Consider the following 18967-nt stretch of genomic DNA (forward strand, 5'->3'; position numbering starts at 1 on the left):
GTCGCTCTGGTTGTCGAACGGGGGTCTTGTGGACGATCTTGTGGCGCACTGTGGGCCTGGGCTGAATCGCGTGACGTCCTATGCCCGTACGTCGGAGGATTTCCGCCAGCGGGACGGGCACGGGGTCCGTCATCAGTTGCGGATCAATGAACGAATCGCTCATGAGCACGGCTGTCAGGTGGTCGCCGTGTACACCGACAACGGATGCACCGCATCGAAGCCGGGAGTGGCGAGACCTGGGTTCGACCGTCTCCTCGGCGACCTGAAGCGTGGCGATGTGGCGGACGGGCGGGCGCTCGACGGGGTCGTCTGCGTCGCGACGACCGCCTGTATCGGCGCCCTGAGGATCTCGCCCGATTCTTCGCCGCGCTGACCAGTCGGCCTGGCCGTGTCTACGTCGATCAGCGAGGCGTCCGGGATCCCTACTCGCAGGACCGCGCCCGTTCGGCTGGCTCGGGGACAGGATCACGCTGCATCCCGAAGAGTCCACGCTGGTCGAGCAGACGATCAATGAACGCATCGGTGGAAAGGCTGCCCGCGCCATCGCTGGGACTACTCGCGGGTAGAGCCCCTGTGGCGTCTCCCGGATCACAGCCCATCGACCGCGGCGGTCGGCTGATGGGCGGCCTTTCTTGCGACGGTCTGGACCATGTGGGGCAGGATGGGGGTATGCCGAACCGATTGGCTCATGAGACGTCCCCGTACCTGCTCCAGCACGCTGACAATCCGGTCGACTGGTGGCCTTGGTCGGAAGAGGCATTCGAGGAAGCACGGCGGCGCGAGGTACCAGTGCTGCTCAGTGTCGGCTATTCGAGTTGTCACTGGTGCCATGTCCTCGCCAGTGAAAGCTTCGAGGACGATGTCACCGCCGCCTTCATGAATGAGCACTTCGTCAGCGTCAAGGTCGACCGCGAGGAACGCCCCGACGTCGACGCCGTCTACATGGAGGCCGTCCAGGCCGCGACCGGGCAGGGCGGCTGGCCCATGACCGTGTTTCTCACGCCGGACGCCGAACCCTTCTACTTCGGCACCTACTTCCCGCCCGCCCCCCGCCACGGCATGCCCTCCTTCCGGCAGGTGCTGGAAGGGGTCCGGCAGGCCTGGAGTGAGCGGCGCGACGAGGTCACCGAGGTCGCCGGGAAGATCGTGCGGGACCTGGCCGGACGCGAGATCGACTACCAGACCGCGCAGGTCCCCGGCGAGGAGGAGCTCGCCCGGGCACTCCTCGGGCTCACCCGCGAGTACGACCCGCAGCGCGGCGGATTCGGCGGCGCGCCGAAGTTCCCACCGTCCATGGTCGTCGAGTTCCTGCTGCGCCACCACGCGCGGACCGGCTCCGAGGGCGCGTTGCAGATGGCGCGGGACACCTGTGAGCGCATGGCGCGCGGCGGCATCTACGACCAGCTCGGCGGCGGCTTCGCCCGGTACTCCGTCGACCGCGACTGGGTCGTGCCGCACTTCGAGAAGATGCTCTACGACAACGCGCTCCTGTGCCGCGTGTACGCCCATCTGTGGCGGTCCACCGGCTCCGACCTCGCCCGCCGTGTCGCCCTGGAGACCGCCGACTTCATGGTCCGTGAACTCCGCACGAGCGAGGGCGGTTTCGCCTCGGCGCTCGACGCCGACAGCGACGACGGCACGGGCAGGCACGTCGAGGGCGCGTACTACGCCTGGACGCCCGACCAGCTCCGCGAGGCCCTCGGGGACGACGCCGAACTCGCCGCCCACTACTTCGGGGTGACGGAGGAGGGCACCTTCGAGGACGGGCAGTCGGTGCTGCAACTCCGGCAGGACGAGGGAGTGTTCGACGCCGCGAGGATCGCGTCCATCAGGGGGCGGCTGCTCGCCACGCGTGCCGAGCGTCCGGCCCCCGGCCGTGACGACAAGATCGTGGCGGCCTGGAACGGGCTGGCCGTCGCGGCGCTCGCCGAGACCGGCGCCTATTTCGACCGCCCCGACCTGGTCGAGGCCGCGGTCGGCGCCGCCGATCTCCTCGTACGGCTGCACCTGGACGACCACGCACACCTGGCCCGCACCAGCAAGGACGGCCGGATCGGTGCCAACTCCGGTGTGCTGGAGGACTACGCCGACGTCGCCGAGGGCTTCCTCGCGCTGGCATCCGTGACCGGGGAAGGCGTGTGGCTGGAGTTCGCCGGACTGCTCCTCGACCATGTGCTCACCCGCTTCACCGACCCGGACAGCGGCGCCCTGTTCGACACCGCCGCCGACGCCGAACGGCTCATCCGCCGGCCGCAGGACCCCACCGACAACGCCACCCCCTCCGGCTGGACCGCCGCCGCGGGAGCCCTGCTGAGCTACGCCGCCCAGACGGGTTCCGAGCCGCATCGCGCCGCGGCCGAAAGGGCGTTGGGCGCGGTGAAGGCGCTCGGGCCGCGCGTGCCGCGGTTCATCGGCTGGGGGCTCGCCGTCGCCGAGGCACTGCTCGACGGCCCGCGTGAGATCGCGGTCGTGGGTCCCGCGCTCGACGACCGGGCGACAAGGGCCCTGCACCGTACCGCACTCCTGGGTACCGCGCCCGGTGCGGTGGTCGCGTTCGGTTCACCGGAAAGCGACGAGTTCCCCCTCCTCGCCGACCGTCCGCTGATTGGCGGCGAGCCGGCCGCTTATGTCTGCCGTAACTTCGCCTGCGACGCCCCGACGACCGATCCGGAACGGCTGCGCACGGCGCTGAACAGCTGAAACGACATAGGCCCAACTGTCGTAAACGTGACTAGCGTTCGAATTGCTCACCGAGGGCGTGATTGTGAGGAAACACGCTCTTCACTGAAAAGGCCTGCGCGCTTCACAGAACACTCATAATCTCTCCATCGTGACGCGACGGGCGGGATGCCACGTCGCGCCGGGGGGATATGGGGATCTGGGGGGATCTTTTTGCTCACGTCTGTCTTCATTGCTGCCGTCTCGCTTGCGTTGTTCTGGATGGCGGCCTTCACCTTGTGGTGGCAGATGCACGCGTGGCGCACGCCCGAAGTGCTCGCCTCCACCCGGTTCAGCAGACCGGACGGGGACGAACATCTGTCGTTCTCGCTGTTGCTGCCGGCGCGGCACGAACAGGCCGTGCTCGACCACACCATCCAGCGGCTGCTGGAATCCACGCACACCGACTTCGAGATCATCGTGATCGTGGGGCACGACGACCCCGAGACCACGGCGGTGGCCAACGCGGCCGCCGAGCGCGACCCGCGTGTCCGTGTCGTCGTCGACACGCACGAGAAGAAGAACAAGCCCAAGGCCATGAACACGGCGCTGCCGCACTGCCGCGGCGACGTCGTCGGGGTCTTCGACGCCGAGGACCAGGTCCACCCGGAACTCCTGGCCCACGTCGACCACGCCTTCCGGACGACGGGGGCCGACGTGGTCCAGGGCGGCGTCCAGCTCATCAACTTCCACTCCAGCTGGTACAGCCTGCGCAACTGCCTGGAGTACTTCTTCTGGTTCCGCTCCCGGCTGCACCTGCACGCGCAGAAGGGGTTCATCCCGCTCGGCGGCAACACCGTCTTCGTCCGCACGGACGTGCTCAGGGAAGCCGACGGCTGGGACCCCAACTGCCTCGCCGAGGACTGCGACCTGGGCGTTCGCCTGTCCAGCGTCGGCAAGAAGGTCGTCGTCGCCTACGACTCCGACATGGTCACCCGCGAGGAGACGCCCGGCTCGCTGATGTCGCTGCTGAAGCAGCGCACCCGCTGGAACCAGGGCTTCCTGCAGGTCTACCGGAAGAAGGACTGGAAGCAGCTCCCGGGATTCGGGCAGCGGCTGCTCGCCCGGTACACGCTGATGACGCCGTTCCTGCAGGCCTTCTCCGGAGTCGTCATACCGCTCAACGCCGCCGTGGCGCTCTTCCTGGACGTCCCCGTCGGGGTCGCCTTCCTGACCTTCCTGCCCCTGGTCACCGCCGCCGTCACCTTCGTCTTCGAGGTGGTCGGGCTGCACGACTTCGGCAAGCAGTACGGCCTCCGTGTCCGCCTCGTCCACTACGTGAAGCTGATCGTGGGCGGCCCTTTCTACCAGGTCCTCCTCGCAGGGGCCGCGATCCGCGCCGTATGGCGTGAGCAGCGCGGCCGTAACGACTGGGAGTTGACCACCCACGTCGGCGCGCACCTCACCGCGGCCGAGACGACCCGAGAGGACGTTCCTGCGTGACCTCCACCCTTCCCGTGGTGACCGCTCCGAAGGTCCCCGCGCAGCGCCGACCTGTACCCAAGGAGCGTTCGACCGGTCGAACAACGCCGCCGAGCCGACTCCGCTCCTCCCGTTCCGACCTGCTCCTGTGCGGAGTGCTCCTCGTGGCGATCCTCGTCGTCCAGGGCTGGAACATCGCCGACTACCCGACCCTCAGCGACGACGAGGGCACCTATCTCGCCCAGGCCTGGGCCGTGCAGCAGGGCAAGGGCCTGGCCCACTACACCTACTGGTACGACCACCCGCCGCTGGGCTGGATCCAGATAGCACTGCTCACCTGGATCCCGTCCGCGGTCAGCCCGGGTTCGATGACCGTCGGCAGCATGCGCATCGCGATGCTGGTGATCAGCGCCGTCAGCGCGGTCCTCGTCTATGTCCTCGGGCGTCGCCTGTCGCTGCCCCGCTGGGCGGCCGGGCTCGGCATGGTGCTCTTCGGGCTGTCGCCGCTCGCCGTCGTGCTCCAGCGCGAGATCTTCCTCGACAACATCGCCGTGATGTGGCTGCTGCTGGCGTTCTGTCTCGCCGCCTCGCCCAGCCGGCACCTGTGGCACCACTTCGGTGCGGGACTCGCGGCCGCCGCGGGTGTGCTCACCAAGGAAACGATGCTCGTCGTCCTGCCCGCCCTGCTGCTCACCATGTGGCGCCACAGCCACCGCGACACCCGTAAGTTCGCCCTCACCGGAGCGATCACCGCCTGTGTCCTGGCCGGCTTCTCCTACCCCCTCTTCGCCCTCCTGAAGGGCGAGCTGCTGCCGGGCAGCGGCCACGTGTCACTCTGGGACGGCATCAAGTACCAGATGTCCAGGCCGGGTTCGGGCTTCATCCTCGACACGTCGTCCGGCTCGTACGGAGTGCTCCACTCCTGGCTGTACTACGACCGTGTGCTGCCCCTCGGCGGCCTGGCCGGGGCGCTGCTGCTCCTCGTCACCTGGCGCTGGTCGGTCACCGCCCGCGCCCTCGCCGGACCGGCGCTGACCGTGGCGATCCTGGCCCTGGTGGCGATGCGGCCCAACGGCTACCTGCCCGCCATGTACGTCATCGGTGCCCTGCCCTTCCTCGCGCTGGTGCTCGCCGGGGGCACCGCCTCCGTGGCCCACGCCGTGCTGCGCAGACGGCGGTCCGCGAACGAGAACCGGTATGTCACCGCGGGCCGGTACGCGCTCGCCGCCGTCCTCGCCGTCGCCGCCGGCGTCTATGTCGTACCGCACTGGTACGACGGCGACCGCACCGCCGTCACCGCCGACGCCAACGCCTCCTACCGGCAGGCCTCGAAGTGGCTCGGCAGCAAGGTGGGCGACCCGGGGCACACCCGGGTCCTCGTCGACGACGCGCTGTGGCTGGACCTGGTCCATCACGGCTACCAGCCCGGCCTTGGCGCCATCTGGTTCTACAAGGCCGACCTCGACCCGGCCGTGACGAAGACCATGCCGCACGGCTGGAAGGACATCGACTACGTGGTCGCCTCGCCGACGGTCCGGCGGGACGCCCGCGACCTGCCCAACGTCAAGGCCGCCATCCAGCACTCCACCCCGGTCGCCACCTTCGGAAGAGGACCCGACCGCATCGAGATCCGGAAGATCCAGACGGCAGCCGCGGGAGGCGAGCGATGAGCAGCCACGAGTACACGGTCCCCGGTGAGCTGGGCGATCCGGCCGTCCAGGGCGCCGAGGTGGCCGAGCCCGGTGCCGTCACCATCGTCGTACCGACCTTCAACGAGTCCGCGAACATCCGGCAGTTGCTGCACCAGATCACCGAGTCGGTGCCCGCCCGGCTGCCCTGCGAGGTCGTCTTCGTGGACGACTCCACCGACGACACGCCCGAGGTCATCCGGCAGGCCGCGCAGGACTGCCCGTTCCCGGTGACCGTGCTGCACCGCGAGGAGGCGGTCGGCGGACTCGGCGGGGCGGTGGTCGAGGGCCTGAAGGCGGCCGCCTCGGAGTGGATCGTCGTGATGGACGGCGACTGCCAGCATCCGCCGTCCCTGGTACCGGAGCTGATCGCCACCGGCGAGCGATCGAACGCCGGGCTCGTCGTCGCCTCCCGGTACATCAAGGGCGGCAGCCGGGCCGGGCTCGCCGGCAGCTACCGGGTGGCCGTCTCGCGCGGGGCGACCTGGCTGACCAAGTCCCTCTTCCCGCGCAAGCTGCACGGCATCAGCGACCCGATGAGCGGCTTCTTCGCCATCCGGCGCAGCGCGGTCACGGCGGAGGTACTCAAGCCCCTCGGCTACAAGATCCTGCTGGAGCTCGCCGTGCGGAGCCGGCCGCGTGCGGTCGCCGAGGTGCCGTTCGTCTTCCAGGACCGGTTCGCCGGCGAGTCCAAGTCGACCGCCCAGGAGGGCTTCCGCTTCCTGCGTCATCTGGTCGGCCTGCGCACCGCCTCACCGGTCGCCCGCATGGTCGCCTTCGGCCTGATCGGCGCCACCGGCTTCGTGCCCAACCTGGCCGGCCTGTGGGCACTGACCGTGCTGGGCATGCACTACGTCCCCGCCGAGATCCTCGCCAATCAGTTCGGCGTCGCCTGGAACTTCCTGCTCATCGAGCACCTCCTGTTCCGCGACCGGCGCGCGCACCGCCGCTGGTGGGACCGCGTCGGCCGGTTCGCGCTGCTCGCCAACGCCGACCTGGTGCTGCGTATCCCGTTGATCGCGCTGCTCGTCGACCGGTTCGGGATGGGCGCGCTGCCCGCCACCGCGCTCGCGCTGGTGACGACCTTCGTCCTGCGCTTCGTCGGTACCGAAGCGCTGGTCTACCTCCCGCGTCGCGGGAGGGCCCGCACCGCAGCAAGGAGAGCCGTGTGAACCTGCACCGAAGAAGGACGGCACTGGTCGGGGTCGGGGCCCTGACCGCCGGTCTTCTCCTCACCTCACCGCAGTCCGCCGAGGCCGCCAACCTCGTCAAGAACCCGGGCTTCGAGTCCGCCGGTACGGACGACATGCCGTACTGCTGGGAGAAGTCCGGCTGGGGCAACAACGACTTCAGCTTCGCCACCGTCTCCGACGCCCACTCCGGTTCCAAGGCCATGAAGGTCACGCTCACCCGGCGGGTGGACGGGGACCGCAAGGCGCTGATCACCGAGTCGACCCAGTGCGCGCCGGTGGTGACGGCCGGCAAGCAGTACGACCTGTCCCTCTGGTACAAGTCGACGACACCCGACACCGCCATCACGCTTTTCCGGCACGACACGACGGCGGGCTGGCAGTACTGGACCGACCTGAAGACCCTCGACATGGCGTCGGGCTACACCCAGGCCACCGTCCGCACCCCCGAGGTCCCGGCGGGCACCGACCGCATCACCTGGGGTGTGTCGGTGTACGGCACCGGCTCGGTGACCACCGACGACTACACCATGGAGCAGGTCCCCGACACGCTCCCGCCTCCGCAGTGCACGGGCACGAGCGACCAGTGCGCCAACGGAAGCTGGTCGGTGCTCCCGACGCAGAACCCGGTCCGCTCGATGCACTCCGTCGTCCTGAACAACGGCAAGGTGCTGCTCATCGCCGGCTCGGGCAACAACGAGGAGAACTTCAACGCGGGCTCGTTCACCAGCGCGGTGTACGACCCCGCGAACGGCACCTACAAGGTCATCCCCACGCCGAAGGACATGTTCTGCGCGGGGCACATCCAGCTCCAGGACGGGCGCGTGCTCGTCATGAGCGGCAACAAGGCGTACCCGGTCGCGGGCGGGCACGGCTACGAGGGCTTCAAGGACTCGTACATCTTCGACCCGAAGACCGAGACCTACAGCAAGACCAACGACCTCAACGACGGCCACTGGTACCCCTCGGCGACCGAGCTGGGCAATGGTGACGTCATCTCCTTCGGCGGTCTGCGCGAGGACTCGTCCGGTTCGGTGACCGCCGAGTACTGGTCGGACAAGGACCAGGCGTGGCAGCCGTTGTGGAAGGTCAACCAGACCTGGTCGTTCTGGGGCCTGTACCCGTCGATGGTCCTGATGCAGGACGGCCGCCTCTTCTACTCGGGCAGCCATGTCTTCGGCAACAACATCCCGGGCACCGGGTCGGCGATCTACGACTACAACGCCAACACGGTCACGCAGATCCCGGGCCTGCAGAAGAAGGACGAGCGCGACCAGTCGGCGAGCGTGCTGCTGCCCCCGGCGCAGGACCAGCGGGTGCTGACCATCGGCGGCGGCAACATCGACACCAACCCGGACGGCAACCGGCTCACCGACCTCATCGACCTCAAGCAGGCCAACCCGTCGTACGTCGCCGGGCCGCCGCTCCCGCAGGGCACGGTCGACCTCGGCAACGGCAAGGTCCCCGAGACCGGCGCCCAGGGCAAGATGTACGTCTCCGCGGTCCTGCTGCCCGACGGCAAGGTCCTGGAGACGGGCGGCGCCCTGCACAACCGGGCCAATCCGGTGTACGAGTCGTCGATCTACGACCCGGACGCCAACACCTTCGACCCGGTGGCCGCCGACCCCGAGGCCCGTGGCTACCACTCGTCGGCGTTCCTGCTGCCCGACGGCCGGGTGATGGCCACCGGTGACAACCCGGGCAACGGCAGCTGGAACCACAACGTGTCGATCTACACCCCGCCCTACCTCTACAAGGGCACCCGGCCCACGATCACCTCGGTGATCAACCAGGAGTGGAAGTACGGCGACACCCAGCGGATCACGGTGGACAGGCCCATCGCCAAGGCGGAGCTGATCCGCCCGGCCGCGGTCACCCACTCCTCCGACCCGAACCAGCGGTTCGTCGACCTGCCCCTCTCGGTGGACGGCAACAACGTCGACCTGAACGTGACGAGCAACCCCAACCTGGCACCGCCCGGCTGGTACATGCTGTTCGCGGTGGACGCCAACGGAGTGCCGTCGGTGGCCAAGTGGGTGCATCTGCAGGGCCCGGCCGCGCTCAGCGCCACCGCCGCCTCGGCGCACGTCCACTCCTTCGCCGACTCCCTCGAGGGCAAGGTCGCAGGGCCCGGCAAGAAGCGGTCGTCGCAGAAGGTCAGCACCACGATCTCCGGCTGCGACCGGCACTACGGGTCGGTCAACGTCTGTGTGCCGACCGTCTTCCCGCCGACGGTGAAGAGGACGACGGCCGCGCGCTGCAACTGGCTGAAGCAGAACCACTACGGCCGGCTCAAGGTCAACGGCAGGGACGATCCGCTCGGTCTCGACCGCAACCGGGACGGGGTCGCCTGCGGAAAGGCGGACGTCAGCGGCCGTAGCTGAGGATCACCAGGGCCAGCAGCGACTGGGCGCTCCACTGGAGCACCACGGCCGCGGCGCGTCCCTTGGTCCCGCGGCGTCGCGGCCACGCCAGGGCGAGCAGGCCCGCCGCGACGGCCGTGAGGAAAGTGCCGTACACGAGTGCCCCCGGGACCTGGGGGCACTCGTTGTACGTGATGCAGCGGGTGCCTCGCTCGGTGGCGGCCACGCCGATCGCGGAGAGGAAGACGGTGGGGATGAGCAGAGCCAGTCCCCACACCGACCACCGGGTGGTTAACCGGCCGGGAGCCGGTGCCTGCGGGCGCTTCGCTGTCGTCATGACCTCAGCCAACCGGTCCGGGCGGTCCCGGGTGATCGGCTCGCGTACTCAGCCCCGCTGGGTACGCATGCTCAGCGCCTGCTCCACGACTGCCTCCAGCTGGTCGTGGTGCGCGCCCTTCCAGTACGCGCGCCCGCATTCCCGGCACTGCGCGAAGACGTCGTACGACCGCTGCGTCCCGCCCTTCAACTGGTGCGCCACCTCGTCCTTGGTGGCCTCCTTCAGCAGCCCGTTGCACGCCGTGCAGCGCGTCCAGGGACGCAGTTCGGGCGCGAACCGGTCGAGGACGTCACGGAGTTGGTCTTCGGGGCGGGTGCTGTAGACATAGGCGCCCGCCCACAGTTCGCGGCGGCGCAGCAGGCCGCGGTCGCGGCTGAGCATGACCCGCTTCTCGGCGGCGGAGCGGGTGGCCAGCGCCGGGTCGCCGATGTCCGTGGACTCGTACGCCGTGTCCACGCCGAGCAGGCGCAGCCGGCGGGCGAGGGTGCCGAGGTGGACGTCGAGGAGGAAGCGCAGGGGAGCGCCGGGGACTCGCTGGGGCCGCTCGACCGCCCGTACGCTCACGGACTCGCCGGCCGTCGGAATGTGCGACACCGGCACCGGCCGGCCGTCCACGACCAGCGCGCCGACCTCGGTGAGCGGGACCCCGAGGGACTCGATGACATGGCCGAGGGTCGAGACGCCGTCGGTGGCGAGGGCGGTGCTGCCATGGCGGCGGCTGTTCGGGACGAACAGCCGGAGCTCGGGAGCTACTTCGACGTGGATCTCGGGTCCGTTCACCCCGTCAGGATGTCATGGGCGAGCGGCGTGGGCTCAGGGGTTTTCCCTGGGCAGGCCGTGCTCCAGGACGTCCAGGGTGCGGTCGACGAGGGCCGCGAAATCGTCCCGGTGACCGTTCGCGGCCCAGTACAGGGAGGTCTCCATCAGGCCGCCGACCAGGGACATCGCGTAGACCCGCACCTCCAGGCTCTCCGGGTCCCGGCCGGTGCGCTCGCCGATGGCCTGGCAGAGCATCCGGCCGGTGACCGACATGCTCTCCATCATCCGCGAGCGCACCGCGGGGACCTCGACCATCAGCCGGGTCCGCAGCCGGGTCACCCGGGCATCCTCCTCGACGCCGAGCTGGACGGCCCGGCGCATCACATACCGGACGGACTCCGTCCAGGGTTCCTCCGCGGGCCGCGCCCTCAGTTCGTCCAGGACGATCGGGTCGTACTCGTCCGTGAGGACGATGTCCTCCTTGGTCGGGAAGTACCGGAAGACGGTCGACGGCGACACCTCGGCGCGCTCGGCGATCTGATCGATCGTGGTGGCGTCGTACCCCTGCTCCTCGATCAGTTCATAGGTCGCGGTGCGGATCGCCTCGCGGGTCTTGATCTTCTTCCGCTCGCGGAGTCCCAGTCGGGAGCGGTCGGTGGGAGGAGAGGTACGTGCGGCCGTCATGGTGGTCATTCTCCGGCATCCGTGCCGGAGGCGGCCATGGCCCGGGCCTCCTCCCGCGGTGTGGCGCGCCTGCCCGGCGCGCTCGGCAGGAACGCGGCCGCCAGCAGTGCGGAGACCAGCGAGGCGATACCGCACACCAGCAGGACCAGGGTCATGCCGTGCACATATGCGGCGTTGGCGGAGGCGGCGAGATGGGCCGCGCTGTCGGGGCCCGCCTTCTCGGCGATCAGGTGCGCGGCGACCACGGAGTCGCCGGCGGTGTCGGCGGCCCGCGCGGGCAGCCCGGTGACGTCGAGCCGGTCGCGGAAGGCGCCCGCGAGCAGGCTGCCGAGCAGGGCGATGCCGATCGCGGAGCCGACCTGGCGCAGCGTCATCAGCAGGCCGGAGCCGCTGCCGGCGCGGTCGGCGGGCAGCGCGGCCAGGGCGCCGTCCATCGCCGGGACCACCGAGAAGCCGAAGCCGACACCCGCGACGGAAAGCCACAGCGCGGTGAAGCCGTAGCCCGAGTCGACCGTCGTACGGCTGCCGAGGAGCGCGGCGAAGGCGAGGACGACCAGGCCCGCGCTCACCACGGCGCGCGCGCCGAACCGCTCGACGACCGGCTGCGCGGCCTTCGCGGCGACCATCAGACCGCCCATCATCGGCAGCAGACGCACACCCGTGCCCAGGGCGTCATGGCCGAGGACGGCCTGGAGGTACGGCGGCAGGACGAACATCAGGCCGGAGAGCACGAACATCACCAGGGTCGCTGCGACCGTGTTGAGCAGAAAGCCGCGCTGGGCGAGCAGGGACATGTCGAGCATGGGTCGCACGGCCCGGCGCTCGCGCAGGACGAGTCCGGTGAGCAGCAGGACGGCTGCTGCGAAGAGACAGAGGACCAGTGTCCGGCCCCAGCCGCGGTCGGGAGCCTCGATGATCGCGTAGATGAGGGCGGCGAGCCCGGACGCGGTGAGCGCGGTGGAGACGGCGTCGACCTTGGGCGAGGCAGGGTCGCTGGTCTCGGGCAGCAGGAGGACGCAGGCCGCGACGCCGATGGCGACCATCGGGACGTTGACCAGGAACACCGAGCCCCACCAGAAGTGGTTCAGCAGGAAGCCGCCGATGATCGGGCCGAGGGGCAGACCGAGCGCCGAGGCGGCCGAGATGATCCCGACGGCCTTGGTGCGCTCGTCCGGCCCGAAGAGCGAGGGCAGCACGGACAGGGCGAGCGGCATGACCAGCGCCCCGCCGACGCCCATCACCGCGCGGGCGGTGACGACCCAGTTCACATCGCCGGCCAGGGTGCCGACGAGCGAGCCGGCCAGGAACACCAGGAGCCCGGCGATCAGCATCCGCCGCCGCCCGAACCGGTCGCCGAGCAGCCCCGCCGGGAGCATCAGCGCCGCGAAGACGACGACGTACGAGTCCGCCATCCACTGTTGTTCACCGGTGGTGGCGCCGAGCTGTTCCGCCATGGTCGGCAGCGCGACATTGAGGATCGTCATGTCGAAGCCGAGCACCAGCATGCTCGCGACCAGGGCCCCGAGGGCCCACCAGCGGCGGGGGTCGCGCCGCGCTTCCTCTGTGTGGATGACAGTAGCCATGAAATGAGAGTAGCTTTCAAAAATTAGTCACTGTCAATGGGGTGTCGGTGTCAGGCAATAGAAAATGGCCACGGCTCGCAAGCCGTGGCCACTGGAGAGGGGGTGCGGGGGTCTATGCGTGCTGGTACGCCACCAGGGAGATGCCGACGTAGTGGACGACGAAGGCGGCCAGCGTGAAGGAGTGGAACACCTCGTGGAAGCCGAACCAGCGCGGTGACGGGTTGGGGCGCTTGATCCCGTAGATCACGCCGCCCGCGCTGTACAGGAGGCCGCCCACGATCACCAGGACCAGGACGGCGATGCCGCCGGTGCGCATGAAGTCCGGCAGGAAGAAGACCGCCGCCCAGCCCATGGCGAGATAGCAGGGGGTGTAGAGCCAGCGCGGGGCGCCGACCCAGAAGACACGGAAGAAGATCCCGGCCGCGGCGGCCGCCCAGATGCCCCACAGCAGCCACTGCCCCTTGGCGCCCGGCAGCAGCAGCATCGTCAGCGGGGTGTAGGTGCCCGCGATGATCAGGAAGATATTGGCGTGATCGAGCCTGCGCAGGATGCCGTCCATCCGCGGGCTCCAGTTGCCCCGGTGGTACAGCGCGCTCACGCCGAACAGCAGACATGCCGTCAGGGCATAGATGCCGCAGGCCACGCGGCCGCGGGGGGAGTCGGCGAGGGCGGTGAGCACCAGCCCCGCGACGAGTACGGCAGGGAACATGCCGAGATGGAGCCAGCCCCGGAGCTTGGGCTTGACCGGGTGCGGCAGGGAGAGCGCGACGGGACCGCGGCCGGCGGCGGGCGGGTCCGTGGGCGCGTCGGGGGCGGACGCAGTCATGACCGGAATCGTACCTACGGAACCGTAAGTTACGGCCCACTCCGGCTCGATGGCGGGTCGATAGTGGCCATCCTCTCACGGGGTCGCGCCCTCGCGCCGCTGTCGCGTCCGGCCGCGACCGGCAAACCCGCGGTAACGCAAAAAGACCTTCAGGCGAACCCATCGTGCACGCAAAGAAACGCGGTAACCGTGGCCTTCCTCACGTCGCTCACCTGTGATGCGCTCTGGACATATGCGCACTACCATCGGATGATCAAATGAGTGCGGTCGGCACCGGATGAGCGGCTACGAAGCGTCCGGGCCGCGGCCCCCACGGGGCAGACAAGGACAAAATCCCTCATTTAGGAGCAATCGTGGCGCGCGACATCGCGGCTCCCCCCGTCATCCCCACCAACCACCAGGAACTGATCTCGTGGGTCAACGAGATCGCTGAACTGACCCAGCCGGACAACGTGGTCTGGTGTGACGGATCCGAGGCCGAGTACGAGCGACTCTGCGACGAGCTCGTCACCAGGGGCACCTTCAAGAAGCTGGACCCGGTCAAGCGCCCCCACTCCTACTACGCGGCCTCCGACCCGACCGACGTCGCACGCGTCGAGGACCGCACCTTCATCTGCTCCGAGAAGGAGGAGGACGCCGGCCCCACCAACCACTGGAAGGCGCCCGCGGAGATGCGGGAGATCTTCCAGGGGGAAAATGGCCTGTTCCGTGGCTCCATGCGGGGCCGCACGATGTACGTGGTCCCGTTCTGCATGGGCCCGCTGGGCTCGCCGCTCTCCGCGCTCGGCGTGGAGATCACGGACTCGGCGTACGTCGCCGTGTCGATGCGGACGATGACCCGCATGGGACAGCCGGTCCTGGAGGAACTCGGCGACGAGGGCTTCTTCGTCAAGGCCGTGCACACCCTCGGTGCCCCGCTGGAGCCGGGCCAGGAGGACGTCCCCTGGCCGTGCAACCAGACCAAGTACATCTCGCACTTCCCCGAGAGCCGCGAGATCTGGTCCTACGGCTCCGGCTACGGCGGCAACGCCCTGCTCGGCAAGAAGTGCTACGCGCTGCGCATCGCCTCCGTCATGGCCCGTGACGAGGGCTGGCTCGCCGAGCACATGCTGATCCTCAAGCTCACCCCGCCGCAGGGCGAGTCGAAGTACGTCGCCGCGGCCTTCCCGAGCGCCTGCGGCAAGACGAACCTCGCCATGCTGGAGCCGACGATCTCCGGCTGGACGGTCGAGACCATCGGCGACGACATCGCCTGGATGCGCTTCGGCCAGGACGGCCGCCTGTACGCGATCAACCCCGAGGCCGGTTTCTTCGGCGTCGCGCCCGGCACCGGTGAGCACACCAACGCCAACGCGATGAAGACCCTCTGGGGCAACGCCGTCTTCACCAACGTCGCCCTCACCGACGACAACGACATCTGGTGGGAGGGTATGACGGAGGAACTCCCGGCCCACCTGACCGACTGGAAGGGCAACGCCTGGACGCCGGCGTCCGAGACCCCGGCCGCCCACCCCAACGCCCGCTTCACGGTCCCCGCCTCCCAGTGCCCGATCATCGCGCCGGAGTGGGAGGACCCGAAGGGCGTGCCGATCTCGGCGATCCTGTTCGGCGGCCGCCGGGCCAGCGCGGTGCCGCTGGTGACGGAGTCCTTCGACTGGAACCACGGCGTGTTCCTGGGCGCCAACGTCGCCTCCGAGAAGACCGCCGCCGCCGAGGGCAAGGTCGGCGAGCTGCGCCGCGACCCCTTCGCGATGCTGCCCTTCTGCGGCTACAACATGGGCGACTACATGGCCCACTGGATCGACGTGGCCAAGGACAAGGACCAGTCCAAGCTGCCGAAGATCTACTACGTCAACTGGTTCCGCAAGAACGACGCGGGCAAGTTCGTCTGGCCGGGCTTCGGTGAGAACAGCCGCGTCCTGAAGTGGATCGTGGAGCGCCTCGACGGCAAGGCCGAGGGCGTGGAGAGCCCCATCGGCATCCTGCCGACCAAGGCGGCCCTCGACACCAACGGGCTCGAACTGGCCGACTCCGACCTGGACTTCCTCCTCACCGTGGACAAGGAGGTCTGGCGCGAGGAGGCGGCGCTGGTCCCCGAGCACCTCAACACCTTCGGCGACCACACCCCGAAGGAGCTGTGGGACGAGTACCGGGCGCTGGTGGAGCGCCTGGGCTGAGGCCCGCGCGAAAAGACTCCGCGGCCGGTCCTCGGATGCCCTGACCAGCGATCGTCACGGCCGGCCGCGGTGACAGCACCATGAAGAAGGGCCCCGGGGCCCGCACCGTACAACGGCGTACGGCGCGGGCCCCGGACCCGTTTTCGGGAGTCGGGGTCCTCTGGAGGCAGGGCGAGTCAGGGTCCTCTGAAGACCCACAGCCGCAGCAGCACGAAGCGGAGCGCCGTCGCTGCGGCATTGGCCACGATCAGTGCGCCGACCTCCACCTGCGTCTCGTCGGGCAGGGTCCGGTGCACCACGGCGAGGGCCCCGCTGCTCAGCGCGAGCCCGGCGAAGAAGGCCACCAGCCCCTGGAGTTGATGCCGGGCGGCGCCGTCCGTGCCGCGTACCCGGAAGGTGAACCGGCGGTTGGCGGCGGTGTTCGCCACGGCCGTGACCAGCAGCGCGACCAGGTTGGCGGACTGGGCGTCGAGCACCGGCCGCAGCGCCGTGTACAGGCCCAGATACGCGGCGGTGGACAGCACGCCGATGATCGCGAAAACCGGCAACTGCCGGGCGATCCCGGCCTCGGTCACATCGGCGGCGGTCTCGGTGGAGTTCGGCATCGATTACGGCACCCGGGGTTCGAGAACGTGTGTCTGACGCGCTGAAACAACCCCAGACAGTACCGTATGCGAGCAAATCGGGCGCATTTTTGCGCCGACCCGCTCGAGGATGGGCTGGCATCTCCGAATGATTGATGTGCTCCACGACCCCGCTGACCGGCTCGAGTCGGCCGTCGAGTTGTCGGTCGTGATTCCGATGTTCAACGAGGAAGAGGCATTGCCGGCGCTGGCGGGGCGGCTGCGGCCGGTGCTGGACGCCACGGGCGAGCTGTACGAGGTCGTCGCGGTGGACGACGGCTCCACGGACCGGACGGTGGAACTGCTGGAGGAGCTGCGGGCCGGCTGGCCGCAGCTGCGGATGGTACGGCTGCGCCGCAACAGTGGACACCAGGCCGCGCTCACCGCCGGCCTGCACCACGCCCGCGGCCGCTACGCCGCGAGCCTCGACGCCGATCTCCAGGACCCCCCGGAGAAGATCCCGGAGATGCTGGACCTGGCCCGCGCCCGGCACTTGGACATCGTCTACGGAGTACGCGCCAACCGCTCCACCGACACCGGTTTCAAGCGCAACACGGCCGGGGCGTACTACTGGCTCATGCGCCGCATGGTCGGCAACCACGTCCCCGCCCAGGCTGGCGACTTCCGCCTGCTGTCGCGCAACGTCCTCGACGCCCTGAAGGCCCTGCCCGACCAGCCGCAGGTGTACCGGCTCCTGGTGCCCTGGTTCGGCTTCCCCAGCGGAGAGGTCACCTACCACCGCGACGAACGCGTCGCCGGGCACACCAAGTACCCGCTTCGCAAGATGATCCTGCTGGCGGTCGACAGCATCATCAGCTTCTCCGTCGCCCCGCTGCGCCTGGCCACCTGGCTCGGCGCCCTCGCCTTCTTCGTCTGCCTGGGCACGCTCGTGTACACGCTGGCGGTGTACTCGGCGGGCAACACCGCCCCCGGCTGGGCCTCCCTGATCATCGCCGTGCTCTTCATCGGCGCCGTCCAGCTCATCTGCCTGGGCGTGCTCGGCGAGTACATCGGCCGTGTGTACTCCGCCGTCCAGCGGCGCCCGACCTACTTCGTCGCCGACGACACCGGTGCGGCGATCGCCTCCGCGCAGGGCATCTCCTGGCCGGGCCCGCGACGCGGCCACGGGACCCGACAGGACTTCCTCGGCGGCTAGGGCCTGCGGGAAAACCGTCCATAAGACTCGGTCCCCCCAAGGCGAGGGCCCGGCACGCTGACGAAGCGTGCCGGGCCCTCGCCTTGGAGGGACCTTCGAGTCCGCTATGTCCGGGCCGGCTCGGCCGTGGTGCTGTCGGCGACCGGCTGGCTGGGCACGGCCGGCGCTTCGGGCGCGCGGCGGAACTCCTGGACCGTCGTCCGGAGCACGATCACCAAGGCCAGCAGCATCAGCGCGCCGTGCGCGGGCATCGACAGATACGGAGCCACCTCCGGGGACATGATCGTCAGGTAGCTGCCGTACGAGGCGAGCTGCACCAGCACCGGTAGACACCAAAGCTGCCGGGGCAGTCGGAACGCGGCCATCACGGTGAGCACGTCCGCGGCGTAGAAATACCGCTCGTGCATCGAGGGCAGCAGGAACGGCACCACGATCGCGGAGCAGGTGGCCAGCAACATGATCCGGGTGTCCGTGAGTTCCGGCACGCGAAGGCCGGAGTCCGGCATGCCGTGCCGGCGGCGCCGCAGGGACCAGACCGCCAGCCCCATCAGGAGCGACACAAGCACCCCCGCGACCACAACGCCTGCGCTGCGCACGGGGTCGGTGTCACCGGGCACCGACACGAACTGGTACACGGACGGCGCGTTGACGGTCAGGAAGTGGTACCTGTCCGTCTGCTGGGCGTAGACCGTCAGCAGCCGCCCCGGGTCGGCGCCGATCATGAGGGCCGGGACGTCGAGTGCGAGGTACGCCGCGGGGACGGCGAGCAGGCACCGCCACGGCACCCGCCCCACCAGCACCAGTACGAGCAGGAAGGGGAAGAGGAAAACCGCCTGGAACTTGAACGCCAACGCGATCCCGAAGAACGTGTATGCCCACCACGGCCGGTGGCGCAGCGTGTGGTAGAGCCCACCGACCAGAAAGGCCGTGTAGACGGCGTCGCACTGCCCCCACCATGCGCTGTTGATGACGACGGTGGGCAGGAAGAGTACGATCGCGCCCGCGCCGAGGGCCGCCCAGCGGTGCGTGGGCCGGAACAGGCACACAATCCGGAAGGTGTAGTACGCCAGCGCCAGGTCGAACAGCATCGAGATCCACTTGATGCCCACCAGTGACGACAGCGGCAGGTACGTCAGCGCGGCCATCAGATAGAGGTAGGGGACGTTGTAGTCCGAGAAGCTGGGGTCGGCGAGGGCGTGGAACCCTCCGTGGCTCACGATGTGCCAGTACCAGGGTGCGAGAAAGGTGACGTAGTCGCCCGACTCGCGGGGCAACAGAAGCATACGGACCAAGAGGGCTACCGCCACCGTGGTGTATGCAGCCAGCGCCAGCATCGTCGAATCAGCGGTGTGCCGGCGGGGGGTCTCGGCGGCTGTGTCGAGCATTCCGGACTCCGTTCAGGTCGCGCTCGATCGCGCCGTGCGGACGGCATCCGGGCGCG

The 18967-nt window shown here is 69.3% G+C and carries 15 protein-coding genes; 8 read left to right on the forward strand and 7 right to left on the reverse strand.

All coding sequences use genetic code 11. The annotated features are described in order from the left end of the window. The first annotated feature begins 28 nt into the window (after positions 1-28). The 6 genes from Q8A52_RS08820 to Q8A52_RS08845 all read left to right on the forward strand — a co-directional run bounded on the left by Q8A52_RS08820 (position 29) and on the right by Q8A52_RS08845 (position 9402). A complete protein-coding gene (locus Q8A52_RS08820; RefSeq protein ID WP_316747841.1) occupies positions 29-373 on the forward strand; it encodes a recombinase family protein in 345 nt (114 codons plus the stop codon). 296 nt (positions 374-669) lie between these two features. After that, on the forward strand, positions 670-2700 hold the full coding sequence (locus Q8A52_RS08825; protein WP_316747843.1) for a thioredoxin domain-containing protein: 2031 nt from the start codon (positions 670-672) through the stop codon (positions 2698-2700). 192 nt (positions 2701-2892) lie between these two features. After that, entirely contained in the window at positions 2893-4161 is a 1269-nt protein-coding gene (locus Q8A52_RS08830; protein ID WP_316747846.1) for a glycosyltransferase, read from the forward strand. Then, positions 4158-5810 (forward strand): ArnT family glycosyltransferase, encoded by a 1653-nt coding sequence (locus tag Q8A52_RS08835; RefSeq protein ID WP_316747847.1) that lies wholly within the window; start codon positions 4158-4160, stop codon positions 5808-5810. Before Q8A52_RS08830 ends, Q8A52_RS08835 begins: the two co-directional genes overlap by 4 nt. Beyond that, the gene (locus Q8A52_RS08840; RefSeq protein ID WP_316747850.1) at positions 5807-7000 is read left to right on the forward strand and encodes a glycosyltransferase family 2 protein; all 1194 of its coding nucleotides are present in this window, start codon (positions 5807-5809) and stop codon (positions 6998-7000) included. Before Q8A52_RS08835 ends, Q8A52_RS08840 begins: the two co-directional genes overlap by 4 nt. Next, positions 6997-9402, forward strand: a complete 2406-nt coding sequence (locus tag Q8A52_RS08845) for a galactose oxidase-like domain-containing protein (protein WP_316747851.1) — start codon at positions 6997-6999, stop codon at positions 9400-9402. The genes Q8A52_RS08840 and Q8A52_RS08845 overlap by 4 nt, the downstream gene beginning before the upstream one ends. Here Q8A52_RS08845 and Q8A52_RS08850 read toward each other — a convergent pair. From Q8A52_RS08850 to trhA, 5 genes are all read right to left on the reverse strand, one after another. Further along, positions 9386-9718, reverse strand: a complete 333-nt coding sequence (locus Q8A52_RS08850; protein WP_316747853.1) for a hypothetical protein — start codon at positions 9716-9718, stop codon at positions 9386-9388. The genes Q8A52_RS08845 and Q8A52_RS08850 overlap by 17 nt on opposite strands. A 48-nt stretch (positions 9719-9766) precedes the next feature. Continuing rightward, positions 9767-10498 (reverse strand): Mut7-C RNAse domain-containing protein, encoded by a 732-nt coding sequence (locus Q8A52_RS08855; protein WP_316747855.1) that lies wholly within the window; start codon positions 10496-10498, stop codon positions 9767-9769. Positions 10499-10531: 33 nt separating this feature from the next. Further along, positions 10532-11161 (reverse strand): TetR/AcrR family transcriptional regulator, encoded by a 630-nt coding sequence (locus tag Q8A52_RS08860; RefSeq protein WP_456300738.1) that lies wholly within the window; start codon positions 11159-11161, stop codon positions 10532-10534. Positions 11162-11166: 5 nt separating this feature from the next. Continuing rightward, positions 11167-12744, reverse strand: coding sequence for an MFS transporter (locus tag Q8A52_RS08865; RefSeq protein WP_316747859.1), 1578 nt, complete (start codon positions 12742-12744; stop codon positions 11167-11169). 112 nt (positions 12745-12856) lie between these two features. Next, entirely contained in the window at positions 12857-13570 is a 714-nt protein-coding gene (gene trhA, locus Q8A52_RS08870; protein WP_316747861.1) for a PAQR family membrane homeostasis protein TrhA, read from the reverse strand. A gap of 353 nt (positions 13571-13923) precedes the next feature. Here trhA and Q8A52_RS08875 point away from each other — a divergent pair, with 353 nt between their 5' ends. Beyond that, positions 13924-15747 carry a phosphoenolpyruvate carboxykinase (GTP) gene (locus Q8A52_RS08875; RefSeq protein ID WP_316747863.1) on the forward strand — a complete coding sequence of 608 codons (1824 nt, stop codon included), beginning with the start codon at positions 13924-13926 and terminating at the stop codon, positions 15745-15747. Between the two features lie 176 nt (positions 15748-15923). On the opposite strand, the gene Q8A52_RS08880 is transcribed toward Q8A52_RS08875, so the two are convergent. Next, complete coding sequence (locus tag Q8A52_RS08880; RefSeq protein ID WP_316747865.1) at positions 15924-16352, reverse strand: GtrA family protein; 429 nt, start codon at positions 16350-16352, stop codon at positions 15924-15926. A gap of 127 nt (positions 16353-16479) precedes the next feature. Between Q8A52_RS08880 and Q8A52_RS08885 the strand changes: the two genes are divergently transcribed. Continuing rightward, entirely contained in the window at positions 16480-17526 is a 1047-nt protein-coding gene (locus Q8A52_RS08885; protein ID WP_316747867.1) for a glycosyltransferase family 2 protein, read from the forward strand. Positions 17527-17630: 104 nt separating this feature from the next. Here the strand turns inward: Q8A52_RS08885 and Q8A52_RS08890 are convergent, their stop codons facing one another. Beyond that, complete coding sequence (locus Q8A52_RS08890) at positions 17631-18911, reverse strand: glycosyltransferase 87 family protein (RefSeq protein WP_316747869.1); 1281 nt, start codon at positions 18909-18911, stop codon at positions 17631-17633. Positions 18912-18967: the final 56 nt, after the last annotated feature.

The sequence above is a fragment of the Streptomyces herbicida genome, assembly GCF_032656585.1.
GTDB lineage: Bacteria > Actinomycetota > Actinomycetes > Streptomycetales > Streptomycetaceae > Streptomyces > Streptomyces herbicida.